The organism is Vibrio sp. R15-SG3-ISO1B (assembly GCF_059833835.1).
On sequence record NZ_JCBDGG010000051.1, the window covers coordinates 23,898 to 42,117 of the forward strand.

The window sequence follows — 18,220 nt, forward strand, 5'->3', positions numbered from 1 at the left end:
TGATTATATTCGAGACACTCGCCAGCCTATGGTTGGCTGCTTATCGTTATAAATAGTAACGCGTCAAACAAAAAAAGCGAGCCTATTACCCAGGCTCGCTTTTTATTTTGAGCAAAAACTAGTTGCTGTAGAAGGGCTTATCTAACCCCGCACGTGTTAACAGCCCATCGCATGGCGCGAATCGGTCCCCGTATTTTTGTGCGTGGTCGTTCATGATATCCACCAGCTTCTTCACGCCAATTTGGTCCATGTAGCGGAAAGGGCCACCTAAGAATGGAGGAAAACCAATACCGAAAATCGCCCCGATGTCACCATCTCTAGGGCTACGGATGATGCCCTCGTCCAGACAGCGGACCGCTTCGTTGAGCATCGGCAGCACACAGCGCATGGCGATGTCTTTCTCAGCAAGGTTAGATTCCGGGGTCAATTTCAGCAGTTTGTACACGGACTTATCGACCTCTTTCTTTTTCCCTTTGTAGGTGTAGAAGCCTTTGCCACTCTTACGCCCTTTGCGGCCATCATTGAGTAAAATGTCAAACACATCTGGGCCTTGAAAACGCGCGCCGAGTTCTTTGACCAAGATAGGCATAATTTTCGCGCCGATATCGACGCCAACTTCATCCAACAACGTAATCGGGCCGACTGGGAAGCCGAAGTTAAGCAGCGCTTTATCTAACTGTTCAATCGGTTCACCCGCCATCAGTACTTGCGCCGCTTCATTCATGTAAGGCGCTAAAATACGGTTAACGTAAAAGCCTGCGCAATCTTTGACCACAATCGGCGTTTTGCCTTGCTTGCGAGCAAAAGCGACCACAGTGGCGACGGTTTCATCCGATGTGCCTTCGTGTGGGATCACCTCAACCAGCGGCATTTTTTCCACCGGGCTGAAGTAGTGCAACCCGACGACTTTCTCAGGGTGCTTAGCCTCGGCGGCAATTTGGTGGATCGGCAATGATGACGTATTGGTCGCAAAAATAGTTTCTGCATGGCCATTGGCTTCCACATCCGCCACCATTTGCTGCTTGAGCGTCAAATCTTCAAATACCGCTTCAATCACGATGTCTGTGTTTTTAAAGCCGGTAAAATCGGTGCCACCCGACAGCTGCACCATTTTCGATTGCAGTTGCGCTTTGGAAAGAATGCGACGTTGACGCTGCTTGTCGAACAACTTGTAGTTGTATTGCAAAGCGTTAAGAACGCCATCGTTTGACACATCTTTTATCCGGACAGGAACTTTCGCTTTCGCCACACTAACGTGACTAATGCCCGCCCCCATCAAGCCACCACCTAGCACGGCGGCACGCTGAATCTTGCGCGGCGTAGCATCACTGCCGTTGTCTTTTTTCATTTCAGTGGTCGCAAAGAAAATCGAGCGCAGTGCCTTCGATTCTGAAGTCATCACCAACTCACCAAAGCGCTGCGCTTCTTTCTGTAACCCTTTATCGAAGCCGTGCTCAAGCCCGTAGCGAATGACGTCTAAAATCGCCTCTGCCGCTGGGTAATTGCCGCGCGTTTTGGCGTGGGTTTTCTTGGCTGCTTGTTCAAAGATCACCTTGCGGCCCAACCCGGTGTGCGCCATCAGCTTTTCTTTAGTCGATGCTTTTTTGCCACTTTTTTGCTTCGGCGATGACTTTTCAATCAAGCCTTTCGCCACATCGAGCAAGATAGTCTGCGGTACCACCGCATCCACCACGCCCAATTTGCCCGCTTTTTTCGCTCGCAACTGTTTACCGGTCAAAATCAAATCCAGTGATGGCAGCAAACCAATCAAACGAGGCAGTCTTTGCGTGCCGCCCGAGCCTGGCAAAAGTCCAAGTTGAACTTCAGGTAGACCCAGTCTCGTCGCATCATCATCACTACAAACACGATAATCACACGCCAAAGCAAGCTCTAAGCCGCCGCCCAAACACGGACCATGAATCGCCGCGACAACAGGAAAAGGCAGATCCGATAATGTCGCGAACATCTGCTGACCTTGTTGCGCTAACGCTTGTGCTTCTGCAGCACTTTGACAGGCGTCCAACATACGTACATCGGCGCCAGCAATAAAGTTGTCCGGCTTGAGTGAGTGGACCACCATGCCTTTGAGGGTAGACTGCTTGTCACCGAGCTCATCAAAGATAGCGGCCATTTCATCGGCAAACGCCGCTTGCAGCGTGTTCATTTTCTCGCCGGGCACATCAATCGCCAGCCAAGCGATGTTTTGCTCATCAATGGTTAAGTTAAATGCTTTTTGCTCACTCATTATTCGACCTCCAGAACCATTGCTGCGCCCAATCCACCTGCTGCACAGGCGGTATTCAATGCCAATCCACCGCCACGGCGTTGCAACTCACGCAGCGTTTGCGTAATCATGCGAGCGCCCGTCGCCGCGAATGGGTGTCCGTAGGCAATCGAACCACCTAGAACGTTAAACTTATCCATATCAATCTCACCGATGGCTTTTGAGCGACCCAATTTCTCTTGGGCAAACTTAGCGCTCGCAAACATCTTCACGTTCGATAGCGCCTGAGCGGCGAACGCTTCGTGCATATCGATCAAGGTCAAATCAGACAGCGTAATACCCGCTCGGTCGAGTGCAACCGGTGTGGCGTACGATGGCCCCATCAACATGTCGGTTTCAACGCCAATCGCCGAGAAGGCGTAAGAACGGATGTAACCCATGATCTCAAGCCCAAGCTCCTTAGCGCGCCCTTCTCGCATCAACATAATGGCGGCGGCGCCGTCCGTCAGTGGCGTACTGTTTGCCGCTGTGACGCTACCAAACTTACGATCGAATGCAGGACGAAGCTTGGCGTAGCCTTCTAAGGTCGAATCGCGGCGAATGTTGTTGTCTTCGGCGATCCATTTTTTGTAGGGCTCTGGGAAAGCGGTCATCACTTCGTCGCGAATTTTCCCTTCTTCCCACGCTTTTGCCGCTAGCGTATGCGAACGGTGCGCTAACGCGTCTTGCTCTTGGCGAGAAATGCCGTGTGATTTCGCCATTTGCTCCGCCGTTTGCCCCATAGAAAGACCGGTGGAATATTCAGCGACCGCTGGTGGCACCGGCATGAGATCTTTCAATGACAAAGTTTTAAGAATGTTAAGCTTTTGACCTAGCGTCTTCGTTTTGCTTAGCGCCAGCAAGTTCGCGGCGAGCTTTTTCGAGACACCAATAGGCAGCACAGACGATGAATCCGCGCCACCGGCAATACCGATATCAATCGTGCCGGACATAATGCTTTCCGCCACATTCACGGCAGATTGGAAACTGGTCGCACAGGCGCGAGTCACACTGTAGGCGTCGGTATGAATGTTCATCCCGGTGCCCAGTACAATTTCTCGGGCAATGTTGGGGGCCTCTGGCATTTGAACCACTTGGCCAAACACCACCTGATCGATCAACGCAGGATCGATGTCCGTTTTGGCCAACATATCGCTGACCACCATTTTGCCCAGATCCACCGCGGGGACCTGGCTAAATTCCGTACTTTGACGTGCAAACGGCGTGCGTAAACCGGCAACGATGGCGATGCGTTCGCCCGAGCGGGTCTTTAATTCCTGCTTGCCCATTGTTTCTCCTTAATCATGAGAGGTCTGACCACGCCATTGTAACGAGATTGTTAAAGCAATCAAACGGCCGTTTAAATAAACGTGATTTATGATGGAAAAGTAGCAGAGGGTTTGGAGGCGGTAAATGGGAGTAAAGTCAGGAAAAGGAAAAGACTGGTTAACACAACACAAGGAGGAGTAAACCCTGCATTTTTCTTGGGCGGATGGATTAGGTGTTAACCAGTCTTTTAGTTAGAGTACACGTTCAAGCTGTCACGCAACTGTCATTGAACAATGCGGTGAATCGCGTAGTTAACTCATCATCCACAAAGGGATCGTGGCACTTGAGAGCAGTTGGTTAGTTACGCCCCCAAACACCTTCTGATGAAGCTTCTGGTGTGCAAACGCGCCGGCAACGACGACATCCGCTTTGATTTCACTGGCCACCTCAAGCAACTGCGAGGCTGTGTTTCTTCTCGCTCGGGTAAACGTCAAACATTCCGCATCCACTCCGTGTCGTGCAAGGTAGGTAGCGAGATCGATTTGCGTCGGCTTTTTCGCTAATGAGCGCTCACTGGTCGCAACCACGACATTATCGACAAGTTTGAGCAGCGGTAATGAAGAACTTACTGCGTTTGCTGCTGCTTCATCGCCATTCCACGCAATCATTACCGTCTTCGGTGCAAAATGCGTCTGCGTCCTCGGCATCACTAGAACCGGTTTGCCGCCATGCTCTATCGCCGCTTCAAAGCTGACGCTTGTGCGCCCTGTTAGTGATTTAGGAATAATGATGATGTCCGATACTTTACCGCGCTCCGCCACCACCTCACCACGATAGCCAAAAATATCATGCCAAGTGGCACTGGTTTGGTTGAGACTCGACTCGCCCTCCACCACGTTAAGTGATTGACATAGCTCAGAAAATCGCAACTTAGCTTGCGACATATCATTACTGACGTAGTCGCGAACAATTTTACCTATCTGGTCATAGAATTTGCGTGACACGAGCCGCTGCTCGTGGGGCATCAGTTGCTCCGACCCCACTTGTGCGTGCAATACATCCAAGTGTGCCAGAAAAAACTTGGCCACATGTAAGCCTCCCTCGAGGCGGGTATCTCCATCCTCTTGCGAGGCAAAAGGCATGATGATCGATTTAATAGACATCTAGGTTATCCTCCGAATGGCCAAGGTAGATCCACGGCGTCCTGCAATAGGCCAATGGGCAAATCCAACAACATAAGATGGGTCAAACCAAGTAGAAATCCGCATGCCAATGTCGTCGTTGCGAAAGATCGCCATAAGCTCAGACCGGCTTTATTCATCAAGAATAAACAGAAGAACACACTAATTGAGATGACATAGCCGACTAAAAAGCACCCGAGCACCAAACCCGCCAACCAGTAGAGGTAGTGCATCATCGATGACGTGTTGTCATCAAACGCGTAGCCTTGCTCATATTCGTTATCAAAGTAAATCGGTGATGATGAGGTGTGCGTCAGTAACTGCACAATCACCACAGCGGAAAGCAACCACATACCACTCGCCACGACAATCGGGAAAATGCCCCCTAGGAAACTCTGCTGATATCCATCATAGATACCGTAAGCGAAAGCCAAGTTCACCACGACCGCAAATGCTAATTGAGGGGTACGTGGAGCAGGAGTGGAGGACGCTTCGTTGGTCGATTGCTCGCGCTTTTTCATATTTTGTCGGATCATAAAAACGAGTGAAAGTAATGTGAGCGCACCAATGATCATTACGCCGGGACGAAGTAAGAACGCTGCACCATCAAATTGAACCGCTTGATATAAATAGGTTTCCATTCCGGCAGAAAGAACAAAGCCGATAAGAAACGCAGGGCGAGGCCAATCAAATCGTTTCATAAGCACGCCCAATACACCGACTGCTAACAGTGTCACCAAGTCCCCTAAATCGCGGGTAGCTTGAAACGCTGCAAAACAGATCACCATAACCATAAAAGGAGCGAGTAAGGCATAGCGAATGGTGGTCAACTTAGCAACCCATGGCGAAATCAGCATACAAGCACCTGCACCAAACACGTTGGCAAGTGCTAATGACCAAACAATCGTGTAAGTAATGTCTAAATCAGTGCTGACCATCGCTGGTCCAGGCTCCAAACCGACCAATACCATGCCACCTAAAAACACCGCCATGCCACCAGATCCAGGAATACCAAACAGCAGAGTGGGCACTAAACCACCGCCCTCTTTCGCGTTGTTTGATGACTCAGGTGCAATAATGCCACGCACATCCCCCTGGCCAAAATCAGGCTTGTCCTTCGTGGTTTGCACTGCGTGTCCGTAGGCTATCCAATCGACCACACTTCCCCCCAAACCTGGCAAAGCACCGATGATGCAGCCAATGACACTACATCGTAGAGCAAGCCACTTGTTTTCGAAGAAATCTTTTACCCCCGATAGCCATCCGGAACCGAGTTTGCTGGCACTGGCTATTGGCTTGTTTTGGCGAAGGAGATCGATGATCTCTGGCAAAGCGAAAATTCCCAAGCCCACGACAACAAGTGGAATGCCGTCCATCAAATAGAAATTATCAAACACCATTCTATATTCGCCGGTGGCTGGCGCACTGCCGACACTACCCAGCATCACACCCAACCCACAGGCCGATAAGCCTTTGACTAAACTTCTTCCTGCTAGAGAGCCCACCATGGTCAGACCAAGTAACGTCAGCATAAACAGCTCACCAGAGCCAAATGCTAAAATCACCGGACGAGCCACCAGCACAAAGCCAGTCAGAACCACAGCACCGAACAAACCACCAAACAAAGATGAGGTGAACGCCGCAGATAACGCTCGCGCAGCTTGCCCTTTCTTTGCCATAGGAAAACCATCCAGTACGGTCGCTTGTGAGCCACTCGAACCGGGAATTCCCATCAATACAGAGGTGAAGGTATCAGAGGTAGGGATAACGGCAACCAAACCTATCAACATCGCGAGTGCTGAAACCGGATCCATGCCATACAGAAACGGCAGCAACAATGAAAGACCCGCAATCCCCCCTAAACCTGGGAATATACCGATCGCTAAGCCCAGCATCACGCCCCCTAACATGTAGGTAATGTGCTGGACGGTAAGTATGGTCTCTAGGGCCAAAAACAATTCACTAAACATCGTAGAACCTTTGAACGCCAACGTCGTCAGACGGAGAATAGAGGGACAACTAAATTGAGGAATGAGAGAGAAGAGCAGCGCTCAGAGCGCTGCTCATTGAGAGTTACAGTTTGGTGTTGTACTTATCAGCAAGCCATTGAGCGACCCACTCTCTGCTGCTCTCATCGAGTGACAGAATCGCTTCTACCGCTTTGTCTGCCTCCTCGCCCGTTAGCTGTTGATAGTTACCCAGTACGTCTTTAGCTCGAGCTTGGAACTCTTCATCTGCAACGAAGGTTTTTGCTGCATCACGCCAGGCTTGTTTGACCGCTTCTGGCGTTGAATCAGGAAGGAAAAACATTTTCTGAGCCACGAAACCTGCGACAAAGAAAGAACGCCAAACTTTGAAACCTTGGGCATTCATGTCCCCATTGGCTTTCTGATAGACCTCAGCGAAGTGTGGAATATCGGGGAAGTTAGGATCGCGCTGAAGTTGACCGTTGTCATCCAACACACCCAAACTAAAGATGGGGATCGCTTTGCCTTCCTCTACCAGCGGGGTTACCTTCTTCAAATAGGCAGAACTGGTCTGAGAATCTAAATTGACTTCGCCACGTTCAAAAGCGAGGCGACCAGCACCACGACCTTTCATACCAAAGACAGCTTTGACATCAGCACCCAATAGATCAAGCGCTAACAAAGGCACCAAATCAATCGTTGTCGCACCTTGACTGGCATACTGAAACTCTACTGAGCCTAGGTTGGCAACAAAATCATCCGCATTGTTGATACCAGTACTCGGAGATACGTAAATCACACCGCCGGTAGGCGACGCCATCACGACATCCCAATCGTTGTAATCGTATTTGACACGGCGGTCACCGAGTAGATAAGTAAACTGAGTCGATGCGGAGCTCGCGAGGACATCCAAACCGTTGTCTTTGGCTCTGCGGGCAAATTGGTTAGCCCCTTTAGTTGAACCGCCACCAGGCACATTTTTGACCACGACAACAGGCTCACCAGGCAGCGTTTGGCTAAAGTAAGGAGCAAAAAATCGTGCCCAAGTATCCGTACCACCTCCCTCTTTATATGGGACGGTAATTTGAGCACGCTCGCCATCAAAGGAGACATCCTCTGCCAGTACCGACGGGCTCAGAGAGGCGACCCCTAGGGCAACCATTGCGGAAAACAGTGCCGTAGTACGGCGAATAAACTGGGGGTAAGTGGGTTTGCTCATTGGCATGAATGCCTCCTCAAATCCTTTGATTGCTTCTCGTTAATCTTGTTATCTATCGCCCAATATTGCGATGCGTTAACACTAATCACTCAACCTGTCATCAAACTGACAAGGACAACCTCATTAACAAAAATGTTACATAGATCGACTTTACGACGAGAGTGCGAAGCCGTTTGCTAGCAGACACATTAGTGGCTAACAAACACCTCGCCCTTGAACAAAGGCCGAGACGTTCTGACTAACGCCGCTTGAGCGATGATCGGCTCTCCTTCACCTTCTAAAATACTCATTTGCACATCAATTTTTCCGCTTGGGTGCTCAACCACTACACGCTCATCTTTGCTCGGCGCTGCCAGCGAGTGAGTGACCGTACCGGGAATCAAACAGGCAGACGCAACACAAATAGCGCCGGTCACCGCATGACTGGCATGGCAATTGTGGGGAACTAAATAGCGAGAGGTAATGGTTCCACCGGATTGAGGTGCGGACACAATGGACACTTTAGGGATCACGCTCGAGCGAACATCACCTAGCCCCATCTGCTCACCCGCCTCAATGCGAATCGCTTCGATGCGTGCCAGTAGATCATGATTCGCATCAATTTCGGCTTTGCTCTCTGTACCCATAATGCCCAGTGCTGATGCGGGTATATGCACCATAGGAACAGCGGCATCAATGCAGGTTACATCGACATCAAGAATGCGTTGTTGACGTTGACCCGTTGGGAACAGCGCCCCGGTTTTTGCTCCGCCCACGTCAAGGAAGTTCAACAAGACTGGTGAGCCCGTGCCAGGGACGCCATCAACCGTCACATCCCCGTCGAACTTTAAGCGTCGATTCGGCGTTTCGGCTGTGACTTCTATGATGGTGTTGGTATTGACGTTCTTGACTCGGACCGTCGTCGTACCGTCTTGAAGTGAGATAAGATTCTTTTCGGTTGCAAACGCAATGATTCCAGACAAGATGTTGCCGCAGGAGGGTTTGGTATCCACGATCTTCTCCTCCACGCCAACTTGAGCAAACAGATAGTCAAGGTCGACTCCTAGCGAGTCAGACAACGAGACGATCGCCACCTTACTGGTCAACGTGGTGCCCCCACCAATACCATTGATTTGCTGGACATCACCTGATCCCATGATGCGTATCAGCAACGCATCACGTTCATCTGGGTCACTGGGGAGATCTTGTGAAAGAAAATACGCGCCCTTCGAGGTGCCACCCCGAATAAGCATGCAGGGAATAAGATGAGAGTGTGTCATTCCTTCGCTCCTTAGCAATCACACCACTTCCTGCTTGAAATGGCTGCGTAAGGCTACGAAACGAACCTGTCACCGAACTGACACACGCATGCGTGGACAACTCAATCGTAATTTTTGAGAGCGCTCTCCCACTCTGTCGTCACCACCTCCCGTTTACTCTGATCTGAGAACACCATGAGTCGCACGTCCAGAGGAATTGGGTTCAGTTGATCTGCATAGTGTTGACGTAAATATGCGGCGGATTTTTCACTAGTAATATCTGTGCGAATCGGCGGCATATTGGTTTGTTCAGCCATGACCCATTGGCCAGACAAAGACAAGATGTAATCAATGAAGGCTTTTGCGGTATCGGGCTGTTGAGTGGTTTTATTGATAAAGGCGCTGCGAATGATTACGGGTGTGTAGTCTGTCAGCGACACGATCACGATGTTGTCATCCAACTCTTGCCAGCTTCTAGCGTATGATCCGAGCACGTTGTAAGCCATAAGAAGCTCACCCTCACTGGCCGCTTTAAGCATCGAACGGGTGCTACCAAAAGTGCGTGCCTGGGCGGAATTAAACAGCTCAAGAAACTGACCGTAATTTCTTGCCTGCTGCCTTTCAAAAGACCAAAGTAAATAACCGATCCCCACTCGGCGGATATCAAACAGGCCGATTTTCCCGACTAACTCACTGCTGTATTGACGGATAAAGCTCAATAATTCAACGCGGTTCATTGGGGGCACCTTACCGTCAATGAAGGCTTTATTAAACACTAAAACTGCAGGCTCAAAGCTAAAACCAAACAACTCATCACGCCATTGACTCCACTCCGGCAATACACTCTGCGAAGTACCGTAGCTCGACATCGCGACCTGATGAGGCAATGCGTAGCCATCATTCACTAGCCGCAGTTGCAAATCCATCACGGAACTGATGGTGATATCGGGCTGTGGCTGAATGTTATCGCGAACATACCGGTCTAGATCATTACTGCTCATCCAGCGGTAATCGATCTTAACCTCTGGGTGACGCATTTTAAAATCATCCAGCATCGGCTTCATTTCTGACTGATATGCCGCGCCATAGATCCGCAGTGGCAACGAAGCCTCATCAGCCGCACTGAAACCAAACCATAGGAGCGCAACCGCTAACCACCCGATACGCTTCATTCGCTTACCTCTTGCCACGCTGTATAAGGAAACTGTATTTCTACCGTCAGCCCCGTTGGGACACTGTCTTTTAGCAACAATACGGCTTGCATCTTCTTCGCTACGTCAGCCGCAATACTCATCCCCAGACCGGTACCGGCTTCGTCGGTCCCCGCGATACGATAAAAACGATCAAACACCAAAGGCTTATCAGCATCGCTAATACCGGGGCCGAAATCACGTATCACCACGACGGCTTTGCTACCCATATGGCTGACTTCCACTTCCACTCGACTGGATGCTGGCGAGTATTTAATGGCATTTTCAACGAGGTTCGTCAGCATTTGCTCAAGTGCAAAGGCATCCCCGCGTACAGAAAAGGCCGTGTCCGCGTCATAACTTAGCTCTATCTCCTTTGCCAACGCATTCATCGCCAACGAACGACACACAGCTGCCGTTAACTGATTCATGTTCACCCACTGGGGCTCAACACTTCGATATCGGTGCTTAATGGTTGCGTGATTAAGCAGTTGATCAATGGTCCGTTCGAGCACATCGCACGCCTTGAGCACGTTCGCTAACGATCGTGCGGTCGCCTCATTGTGATCTCGACTCAGAATCAAACCGACTTGCGCGCGCATGCCGGCAAGCGGGGTTTTCAACTGATGCGCCGCTTCTCCAGTAAAGTTTTTCAGGTTTGTCAGCGTGTCATCCAACTGAGACATAAAGGTGTTAACGGTCTCAATCAAGTGGGACACTTCCTCAGGTGCATCCATATCGATGGGTGTGAGATCCACATTGGAGCGACTGGCGATTTTCTGGTTAATCACGTTTAAAGGTTTAAGTACCATAGCAATCAGTACGAGAATCACCACAAGGGCACAACTGACCACACCGACCAATAGCTTGAATGCCACATCTGATAGCTCTTTTTCCCAATGGGTCCTGGCTTGAACCGTCTGACCCACCAATACCGAGACCACTTGCGCCCCCTCACTGGTGTTCACCGAGCGGCTGACCAAGGCAAAGCGTACATACTCATCAAACATGGTGTGGTAGAAAAAATGGGGTTTGATCTCTAACTGTACGGGATATTGCTGAATGTGTGATTGAATTGTTGTATCGCTGAGCAAGGAAGCATAGCCCGTGATAAATTCATCGTGATTGATGACAACAGCATAAAATACTTTGTCTCTGGGAGAATCTGATAAACCGGCAAACGCAGAGAAAGGCAGGTCAACGCTGACTTGCAGGTGCTCAAACCTTACCTGCTCTAAAATTTGTAACGCTGAGTTGGCGAGCGGACGATCGAACGCAATTTGCGCTGTCTGATACGCATAGCGCTTGACTGCGAGCATAGAGAGCAAGCCAATAAACAGCAGCAACATCGTCGCATAAACAACAAGCTGAAAACGTAACGAACGAGTAGAAAATCCCTGAAAAACGGGCAATGAGGCGATCATCCTGCTTTGGCCATCACATACCCAAGGCCACGCAGTGTTTTGATCTCCACCTCACTCTCGGACAACGCTTTTCTGAGACGCCCTACGTATGTCTCAATTGCGTTCAGATTCGGCGGATTGTCATAGCCATACAGATGGTCGATGATCTCTTCTTTACTGAGAACGCGGTTCGGGTGACCGAGAAACACTTCCAACAAGCGATACTCTCGCTGTTTGAGCTCCACCGTCTTACCCTTCACCTGCACCGTGGCACTCGCTGCGTCAAAACAGATGTCACCAAATTCGATAAGGTTGTGATCTTGCCCTTGACTCCTGCGCACAATAGAACGGCATCGCGCCTCTAGTTCACCCAAGTCAAAAGGCTTACAAAGGTAATCATCCGCACCTAAGTCAAGCAGTTGGATTCTATCGAGCACCTCGTTTCTCGCCGTCAGTATCAAAATAGGCGTATCGTAACGTTGGCGAATTTTTTTTGTAATCTCTTCTCCAGAACGATGCGGAAGATTCAAATCCAAGATGATTAAGTCGTATTGAGTGTGAGCGACCAAGGCATACGCCACTTTTCCATCGTAGGCACAATCAACTCCATGACCTAAATCAGTGAAGCGCTGCTCCAATGATTGGCTGATCAAACGATCATCTTCCACTATCAAGATTCTCATCGGTCCTCAACTTTCCTTGTAGGCAATGCAACAAATGCATCACTTTTATCCTCAGTTTATAACATCAGACAAGGTAGGGTGACAATCCAGGTTGTCGGCTTTTGCCAAACACTGTGATCATCAAACACAGCCGCCTAAACGGGAGAACAGCGTTGCTGCGCCGGGCATTTTCTCGAGGCAAAAAAAAACCACACAGAACTGTGTGGTCGGAATGTATAAAGCAATTAACTAACGCCAATTGAAAATAATCAGTTTCCTGATTAGGAGAAAGTAAAGTCAGCCTTCAAAAGGAAGTGTCATCTTGCTCAACTTGTCAGCAGATGCCGACTAGATGACAGGAGTTACTATACCTGTTGCCGCTTGCCTCTTTTTGAAGTAGATCAATTTTAATGGGATTTCTCTCTTTTTATCGCACTGTGCGCCACTTTGCTTCAATATATAAAGAGGGTTTTATCAGCCATAATGAGCACCACGGAGCATACTAGGAGGCTCGTGTGTCAATAATTTCGTTTTTTGGAAAGAAAAAGTCCGACACTCCGGTCAACTCGGATATGGACAGACAAAGAAAATATGAAGCGCTGGTTCGTGCCTATCACCGAGATCTCTACCGCTATGCGTATTGGCTCTGCAAAGACCCAACCATCGCGGAAGATTTGGTGCAGGAAACCTGCCTAAGGGCTTGGAAGTCACTGGACAGTTTGCAAGATGAAAAAGCCGCCAAGTCTTGGCTGATCACCATCTTGCGCCGTGAGAACGCGCGTCGTTTTGAGCGTAAGCAGTTTGATCTCGTGGATATCGATGATTACAGCGGCGAAGCCAAAGTGAGCGATGACCCACATCATCAAACCCAGTGGATCCAAGCGCAAATCATGAAGCTAGAAGAAGAATACCGTGAGCCCCTTTTCCTCCAAGTGGTAGGAGGGTTCAGTGGTGAAGAGATAGGCGAGATTTTGTCTTTGAACAAAAACACCGTCATGACACGGCTTTTTCGAGCGCGCAACCAACTTAAAGAGATGTTAGATTCTGATGACAGCGCAAGGGGGCAAAAAAATGGATGAGTTAGAATTCCGTCGTCGTATTATGTCCGACCCAAAACAGCGTGACTCACAAATCAACGAAGCGATCAAAGCCGACAGCAAGAATGCCAAGTTTGCCGATGATATTCTTGAACTCGATACCCTCATTGCCAATGCCATGAAGGTCGATGTACCCGATGGGCTCGCTGACCGCATTTTGTTTAATCAATCCGCGGCAATCAAAGAAGACAATGTCGTTCGCCCGACATTCGTTAAACGTGCCATGGCAATGGCAGCTTCGGTCGCCTTTGTCGCTGGTCTACTGGTTGGCCAAGTCAACTGGGGCAATTTAGTGGTATCCCCCGCGAACGCCAATTTAGCGGACACCGCCATTCAACATGTGTTTGATGAAAAAGGCTTCGTGTTTGTGTTGGATGAACAAGTCCAATCGTCGCAAATCAATGCCAAAATGGTGCCGTTTAAAAAACACTTGATTGAGCAGTTCCCTTACCATGTCTACTACCTTAACCACTGTGGCTTTGGCGATGCCAATGCGGTGCATATGGTCTTTAAAGGCACGCAAGGCAAAGTGACGCTGTTCTTAACCGGTATCGCCAGTGAGAACGCCTTTACGTTTGAGAAACAAGGTATGGCGGGCATTGTTGAACCGATTGGCAACAACAGTCTGATTCTGGTTGGAGACAAAGGCGAAGATGTGGCGAACATCGCGCAAACCTTGATGGATATCATCAAGCCGATGAGTTAACAACCTGATAACATTTTGTGAGCAAGATCATGGCCCGAGATTCCCTCTCGGGCCATTTTTTTAGCATAAAATTAGAGCTTGCACTCTAAAAACAGCCATTTTGTAGGATTTTCCTGCCAGATAACCGTCATTTCGCTAATTTTATCCGCCAACTACGCAATGGTCGGATATGTATCTCCTATAATTGCCTCTAGGATCAGCCACCACTGAGCTTTTGCTCAAATAAAACGTCCGAAAGAGACGAACAAAAAGGAAAAAGCACAAATGAACAAGACGCGTCTGTTTAAAAAATCACTGCTAGCAGTGACTATCGCATCAACGGCAATGGCTTCACAGCAAGCGATGGCCGCCGGTTTCCAACTTAACGCACAATCAGCGACGGGCCTTGGCCGTGCATTCGCAGGTGATGCGGTTATTGCTGATAACGCAGCAGCAATGTCTCGCAACTCCGCAACAATGGCATTATTTGACAAGACAGAGTTATCGCTGGGCTTCGAGACCGTCACATCAATGATTGAAGTGAAAGACGCCACATATACAAGCGGCGCATACTCTCCAACAGCTGGCGCACTATCAGCCAGCTCAACATCAGCCAACTACGATGATGCTGGAGACACATCCATAGCACCAAACATCCACTTGATCGTGCCTGTAAATGATAAATTCGCTTGGGGCGTTAATGCGTATACAAACTTTGGTACTAAAACAGAGTTTGCTGATGACTATGCAGCGTCTGAATACGGTGGTTTAACTGATGTCAAAAGCTTCAATTTAGGCTTAGCGGGTTCCTATAGACTGAATGATCAGTGGAGTTTTGGTGCTGGCTTGGACCTCATTTATGGACAAGGTACATTTAAAAGAGCAGTCCCAGGCACTAACAGCGCCGCATACTTACTCAACGTAGACAAAGCTGATGGATGGGCGCTAGGCTTTAACGTTGGTACTGTTTATGAGCTTGATGAAAACAATCGATTTGGGTTTGCATACCGTTACAGCCCAGAGTTCTCTGCAGAAGATGACTACGGTCAAGAAGTAACTTTACCTCTTCCAGATATTGCGGAGTTCTCTGGTTTCCATAAGATCCAGGATACTAAGTTCGCTGTCCACTATAGCGTGCAGTGGATTGGTTGGGGTAAATTCGACCAAATTGATTTTGAAAACCTAGATGTATCTCAGTCACAACTCGCAGGTGTTAGCACCACTTACAACAAAGACTACAAATGGCAAGATGGTTGGCACTTCGCTTTAGGAGGTACTTATTACCTTAACTCTGATTGGACTCTTCGTGCGGGCTATATGTACGACACTAGTGCTCAAGATGAACTAACATCGATTTCAGTTCCTGATTCCGATAGACAATGGTTATCAACAGGCTTCACGTATCATATTGACTCTAGCTCCAATATTGATTTTGGTTTTACCTACCTAATGGGTAAAGAAACAGACGTAAAGGAAACTTTAGTTCTACCTAACAGCGATAGTCCAACTGGTTATGGTTATACACAAGTAACTGGCACGACGAAAGCTGACGCTATCCTACTAGGCCTACAATACAGCCGTAGCTTCTAAGCACAGCGAACACGCTATACCTTCAAAGGCCGCTCTCGCGGCCTTTTTTAATTTTTGCATTCAATCACTTCACTTCCCATTCAGGCTACACGTGTAACCTGAACCCTCCAATTGACCCTACAGATGTACGCTCAATTTTAGAAACACACCATTAACAAACAACATTTAAACTATATATTTTTATAATGATTAGTTTTTTATTCCAAAAACCATCAATGGCTCGTTTTTTATTTTTAAAGTTTTTGCTCTAACTTTATCATCACACGACCAAAGTCAACGACAATCAGCGAACATAAAAATGAAAACCAATAAAACACTTCTTTCTCTTGCAGTGGCTGGCACTCTGATGACCAGCGCCACACACGTGTCTGCGGCTGGCTTTCAGCTCGCCGAGTACTCCGCAACAGGCCTAGGTCGAGCGTACGCCGGTGAAGCGGCGATGGCAGACAACGCCAGTGCGCAATGGCGCAACCCTGCCATGCTGACTTACCTAAAAGGGACACAGCTCTCTGTAGGTGCAGTGTATGTGGACCCGAATGTGGATGTGAGTGGCACAACCAATTTTTATGGCACCGAGATACCTGCAAACAGTAAAGACTTTGCTCACGATGCGGTTATCCCTAACTTTTACGTTTCTCACCAGTATTCTGAGCAGTTCTTTGTTGGCGCCGCATTTGGCACCAACTACGGCATGGAAACCGATCTCGGCACTGATTTCGCCGCTTCTCACTTTGGTAATGAAGCCAGTGTGATTTCGATGGAAGCCAACCTGAATGCTGCATATCAAATCAATGATGCGGTGAGCATCGGTGGTGGTCTACGTTACGTGATGGGTGAAGGAAGCTTTGGCGCAACGGCGCCAACAAATAATGCTTACGCTCTTTCACAAGGCACGACCCTCAAATATATGGAAGGCGATGACACTGCTTGGGGTTGGCAACTTGGTGCCGCTTGGCAAATCGATGAGCGTAACCGTGTGGGCTTTGCCTACAAATCGGCAGTCGATCTCAAACTTACCGGTTCAGCCAACATCTTTACTGGTACTGCAATTGCCACCAGCACAGGCTCTATTGATTTAACGTTGCCCGCCACTGCTGAACTCGCCAGCTTCCACCAGCTGACTGAAAAAGTCGCGATTCACGCCAGTGTAAACTGGACGGATTGGAGCTCATTCAAGCAACTTTACGCCGATTTAGACACCTTGCCATCGCAAACCATCAAGGTGGAAAACTGGGAAGACAACTACCGCTTTGCGCTGGGCACGACCTACCAATGGGATCCGAAATTAGCGCTACGAGCAGGTGTCGCGTATGACATGTCAGCGGTCAGTGACAAAAACCGCACCATCACTATTCCAGAAACAGACCGTACTTGGCTGAGCGTTGGCGCAAGTTACGCGTTTACCAAGCAGTTCACGTTGGATGGTGGCTTTACTTACGTGTTCGCGAAAGATGCGCCTATAACCGAATCTCGCGGCTACAATTCCGATGACACCGCGGAAGCACTGGCTGGACAGTTTGTGGGGGAAACATCAGGGCACGTGATCATCGTCGGTGTACAAGCGAACTACACCTTCTAACGCATTCCCTTAAATACTTCGCCTTTATACGAAAAGGGCTTGGTCAGTGACCAGCCCTTTTACTTTCTCAACGTCAAGTAGTCAGAAATCTTGTAGATATTCATCAAGATAGGCTTCTTCTTCCTCATTGAACGCTTCTTTTTCTATCTCAGCGTTAAAGTCTTGGCGTTGAAGATACGCATCACGCGTCAGTGCGTAAGGGTCAGGAGAGTTTTCCAACATCACTTCTTGATTCACCAGCGCTGCACGGGTTTCCATCCCTTCCAGGGCCCATTTACCTAACGCGCCCCAAAAATTCAGCAACGAAAGTGGTACGTAAGCACTGTCGACAAAATCGGCGGTCTCTCGCACTGTCCAAGGGCCATAACCGGGCACCATGACATAGGGTCCATTTCCGACCCCGTAGTGACCCACCGCATCACTGAACGTTTTTTCGTTATGGTCGGTGATACCCGCCGCAGATGCCACGTCAATCAAACCCAGCAAACCCAGCGTACTGTTGATCAGGAATCGATTAAAGTGGTCGAGCGCTTTTTCGCCATTGCCCATAACAAGGTTATTGATCACGCTCGATGGCTCATCTAAGTTGCCTAAGAAGTTCCCGATACCAGAACGAATCGGCGTCGGAACATAACCAACGTAGGCGAGTGATACGGGTCGAACCAAGTAAGGATCTAAGTAATCGTAATTAAGGGTCCACATGGTTCGGTTAAACCCTTCGATGGGATCGTACGGACCAGAGTCGTCATAAGCCGAGGAAGCATCAGGCTGGCTAGCACACCCTGACATCACTAACGCTGAGCAAAGTAACAGTCCGGTTCGAGACGTTTTATCTATCATTATTATCTCTTTCCATGAAAAAAGCCGGTCGTGACCG

14 protein-coding genes are annotated in these 18,220 nt (G+C 48.9%); 4 read left to right on the forward strand and 10 right to left on the reverse strand.

Annotation, left to right across the window (positions count from 1 at the left end):
* Nucleotides 1-118: 118 nt before the first annotated feature.
* The 9 genes from fadJ to AC6R0S_RS16380 form a co-directional block, all read right to left on the reverse strand.
* Nucleotides 119-2,245: a fatty acid oxidation complex subunit alpha FadJ gene (gene fadJ / locus AC6R0S_RS16340; RefSeq protein WP_500631894.1), complete on the reverse strand. Its 2,127-nt coding sequence runs from the start codon at nt 2,243-2,245 to the stop codon at nt 119-121.
* A complete protein-coding gene (fadI, locus tag AC6R0S_RS16345; protein ID WP_500631893.1) occupies nt 2,245-3,552 on the reverse strand; it encodes an acetyl-CoA C-acyltransferase FadI in 1,308 nt (435 codons plus the stop codon). Before fadI ends, fadJ begins: the two co-directional genes overlap by 1 nt.
* A gap of 291 nt (nt 3,553-3,843) precedes the next feature.
* Nucleotides 3,844-4,695, reverse strand: a complete 852-nt coding sequence (locus AC6R0S_RS16350; RefSeq protein ID WP_500638375.1) for a universal stress protein — start codon at nt 4,693-4,695, stop codon at nt 3,844-3,846.
* A 5-nt stretch (nt 4,696-4,700) separates the two neighbouring features.
* The gene (locus AC6R0S_RS16355) at nt 4,701-6,683 is read right to left on the reverse strand and encodes a tripartite tricarboxylate transporter permease (RefSeq protein WP_500625791.1); all 1,983 of its coding nucleotides are present in this window, start codon (nt 6,681-6,683) and stop codon (nt 4,701-4,703) included.
* A 103-nt stretch (nt 6,684-6,786) separates the two neighbouring features.
* A complete protein-coding gene (locus tag AC6R0S_RS16360) occupies nt 6,787-7,905 on the reverse strand; it encodes a Bug family tripartite tricarboxylate transporter substrate binding protein (RefSeq protein WP_500631891.1) in 1,119 nt (372 codons plus the stop codon).
* A gap of 182 nt (nt 7,906-8,087) precedes the next feature.
* A complete protein-coding gene (locus tag AC6R0S_RS16365; protein WP_500638376.1) occupies nt 8,088-9,158 on the reverse strand; it encodes a 4-oxalomesaconate tautomerase in 1,071 nt (356 codons plus the stop codon).
* Nucleotides 9,159-9,259: 101 nt separating this feature from the next.
* Nucleotides 9,260-10,309: an ABC transporter substrate-binding protein gene (locus AC6R0S_RS16370; protein WP_500634167.1), complete on the reverse strand. Its 1,050-nt coding sequence runs from the start codon at nt 10,307-10,309 to the stop codon at nt 9,260-9,262.
* On the reverse strand, nt 10,306-11,751 hold the full coding sequence (locus tag AC6R0S_RS16375; protein ID WP_500631888.1) for a sensor histidine kinase: 1,446 nt from the start codon (nt 11,749-11,751) through the stop codon (nt 10,306-10,308). The genes AC6R0S_RS16370 and AC6R0S_RS16375 overlap by 4 nt, the downstream gene beginning before the upstream one ends.
* Nucleotides 11,748-12,413, reverse strand: a complete 666-nt coding sequence (locus AC6R0S_RS16380; protein WP_500625786.1) for a response regulator transcription factor — start codon at nt 12,411-12,413, stop codon at nt 11,748-11,750. The genes AC6R0S_RS16375 and AC6R0S_RS16380 overlap by 4 nt, the downstream gene beginning before the upstream one ends.
* Nucleotides 12,414-12,964: 551 nt before the next feature.
* On the opposite strand from AC6R0S_RS16380, the gene AC6R0S_RS16385 reads away from it, so the two are divergent.
* From AC6R0S_RS16385 to AC6R0S_RS16400, 4 genes are all read left to right on the forward strand, one after another.
* The gene (locus AC6R0S_RS16385; RefSeq protein ID WP_334551485.1) at nt 12,965-13,471 is read left to right on the forward strand and encodes a sigma-70 family RNA polymerase sigma factor; all 507 of its coding nucleotides are present in this window, start codon (nt 12,965-12,967) and stop codon (nt 13,469-13,471) included.
* Nucleotides 13,464-14,195 carry a DUF3379 domain-containing protein gene (locus AC6R0S_RS16390; RefSeq protein ID WP_500638377.1) on the forward strand — a complete coding sequence of 244 codons (732 nt, stop codon included), beginning with the start codon at nt 13,464-13,466 and terminating at the stop codon, nt 14,193-14,195. The genes AC6R0S_RS16385 and AC6R0S_RS16390 overlap by 8 nt, the downstream gene beginning before the upstream one ends.
* Before the next feature lie 264 nt (nt 14,196-14,459).
* Entirely contained in the window at nt 14,460-15,764 is a 1,305-nt protein-coding gene (locus AC6R0S_RS16395) for an outer membrane protein transport protein (RefSeq protein ID WP_500638378.1), read from the forward strand.
* 298 nt (nt 15,765-16,062) lie between these two features.
* A complete protein-coding gene (locus tag AC6R0S_RS16400; RefSeq protein WP_500638379.1) occupies nt 16,063-17,343 on the forward strand; it encodes an outer membrane protein transport protein in 1,281 nt (426 codons plus the stop codon).
* 81 nt (nt 17,344-17,424) lie between these two features.
* Here AC6R0S_RS16400 and AC6R0S_RS16405 read toward each other — a convergent pair whose 3' ends face one another.
* On the reverse strand, nt 17,425-18,183 hold the full coding sequence (locus AC6R0S_RS16405; RefSeq protein ID WP_500625782.1) for an MlaA family lipoprotein: 759 nt from the start codon (nt 18,181-18,183) through the stop codon (nt 17,425-17,427).
* Nucleotides 18,184-18,220 lie beyond the last annotated feature (37 nt).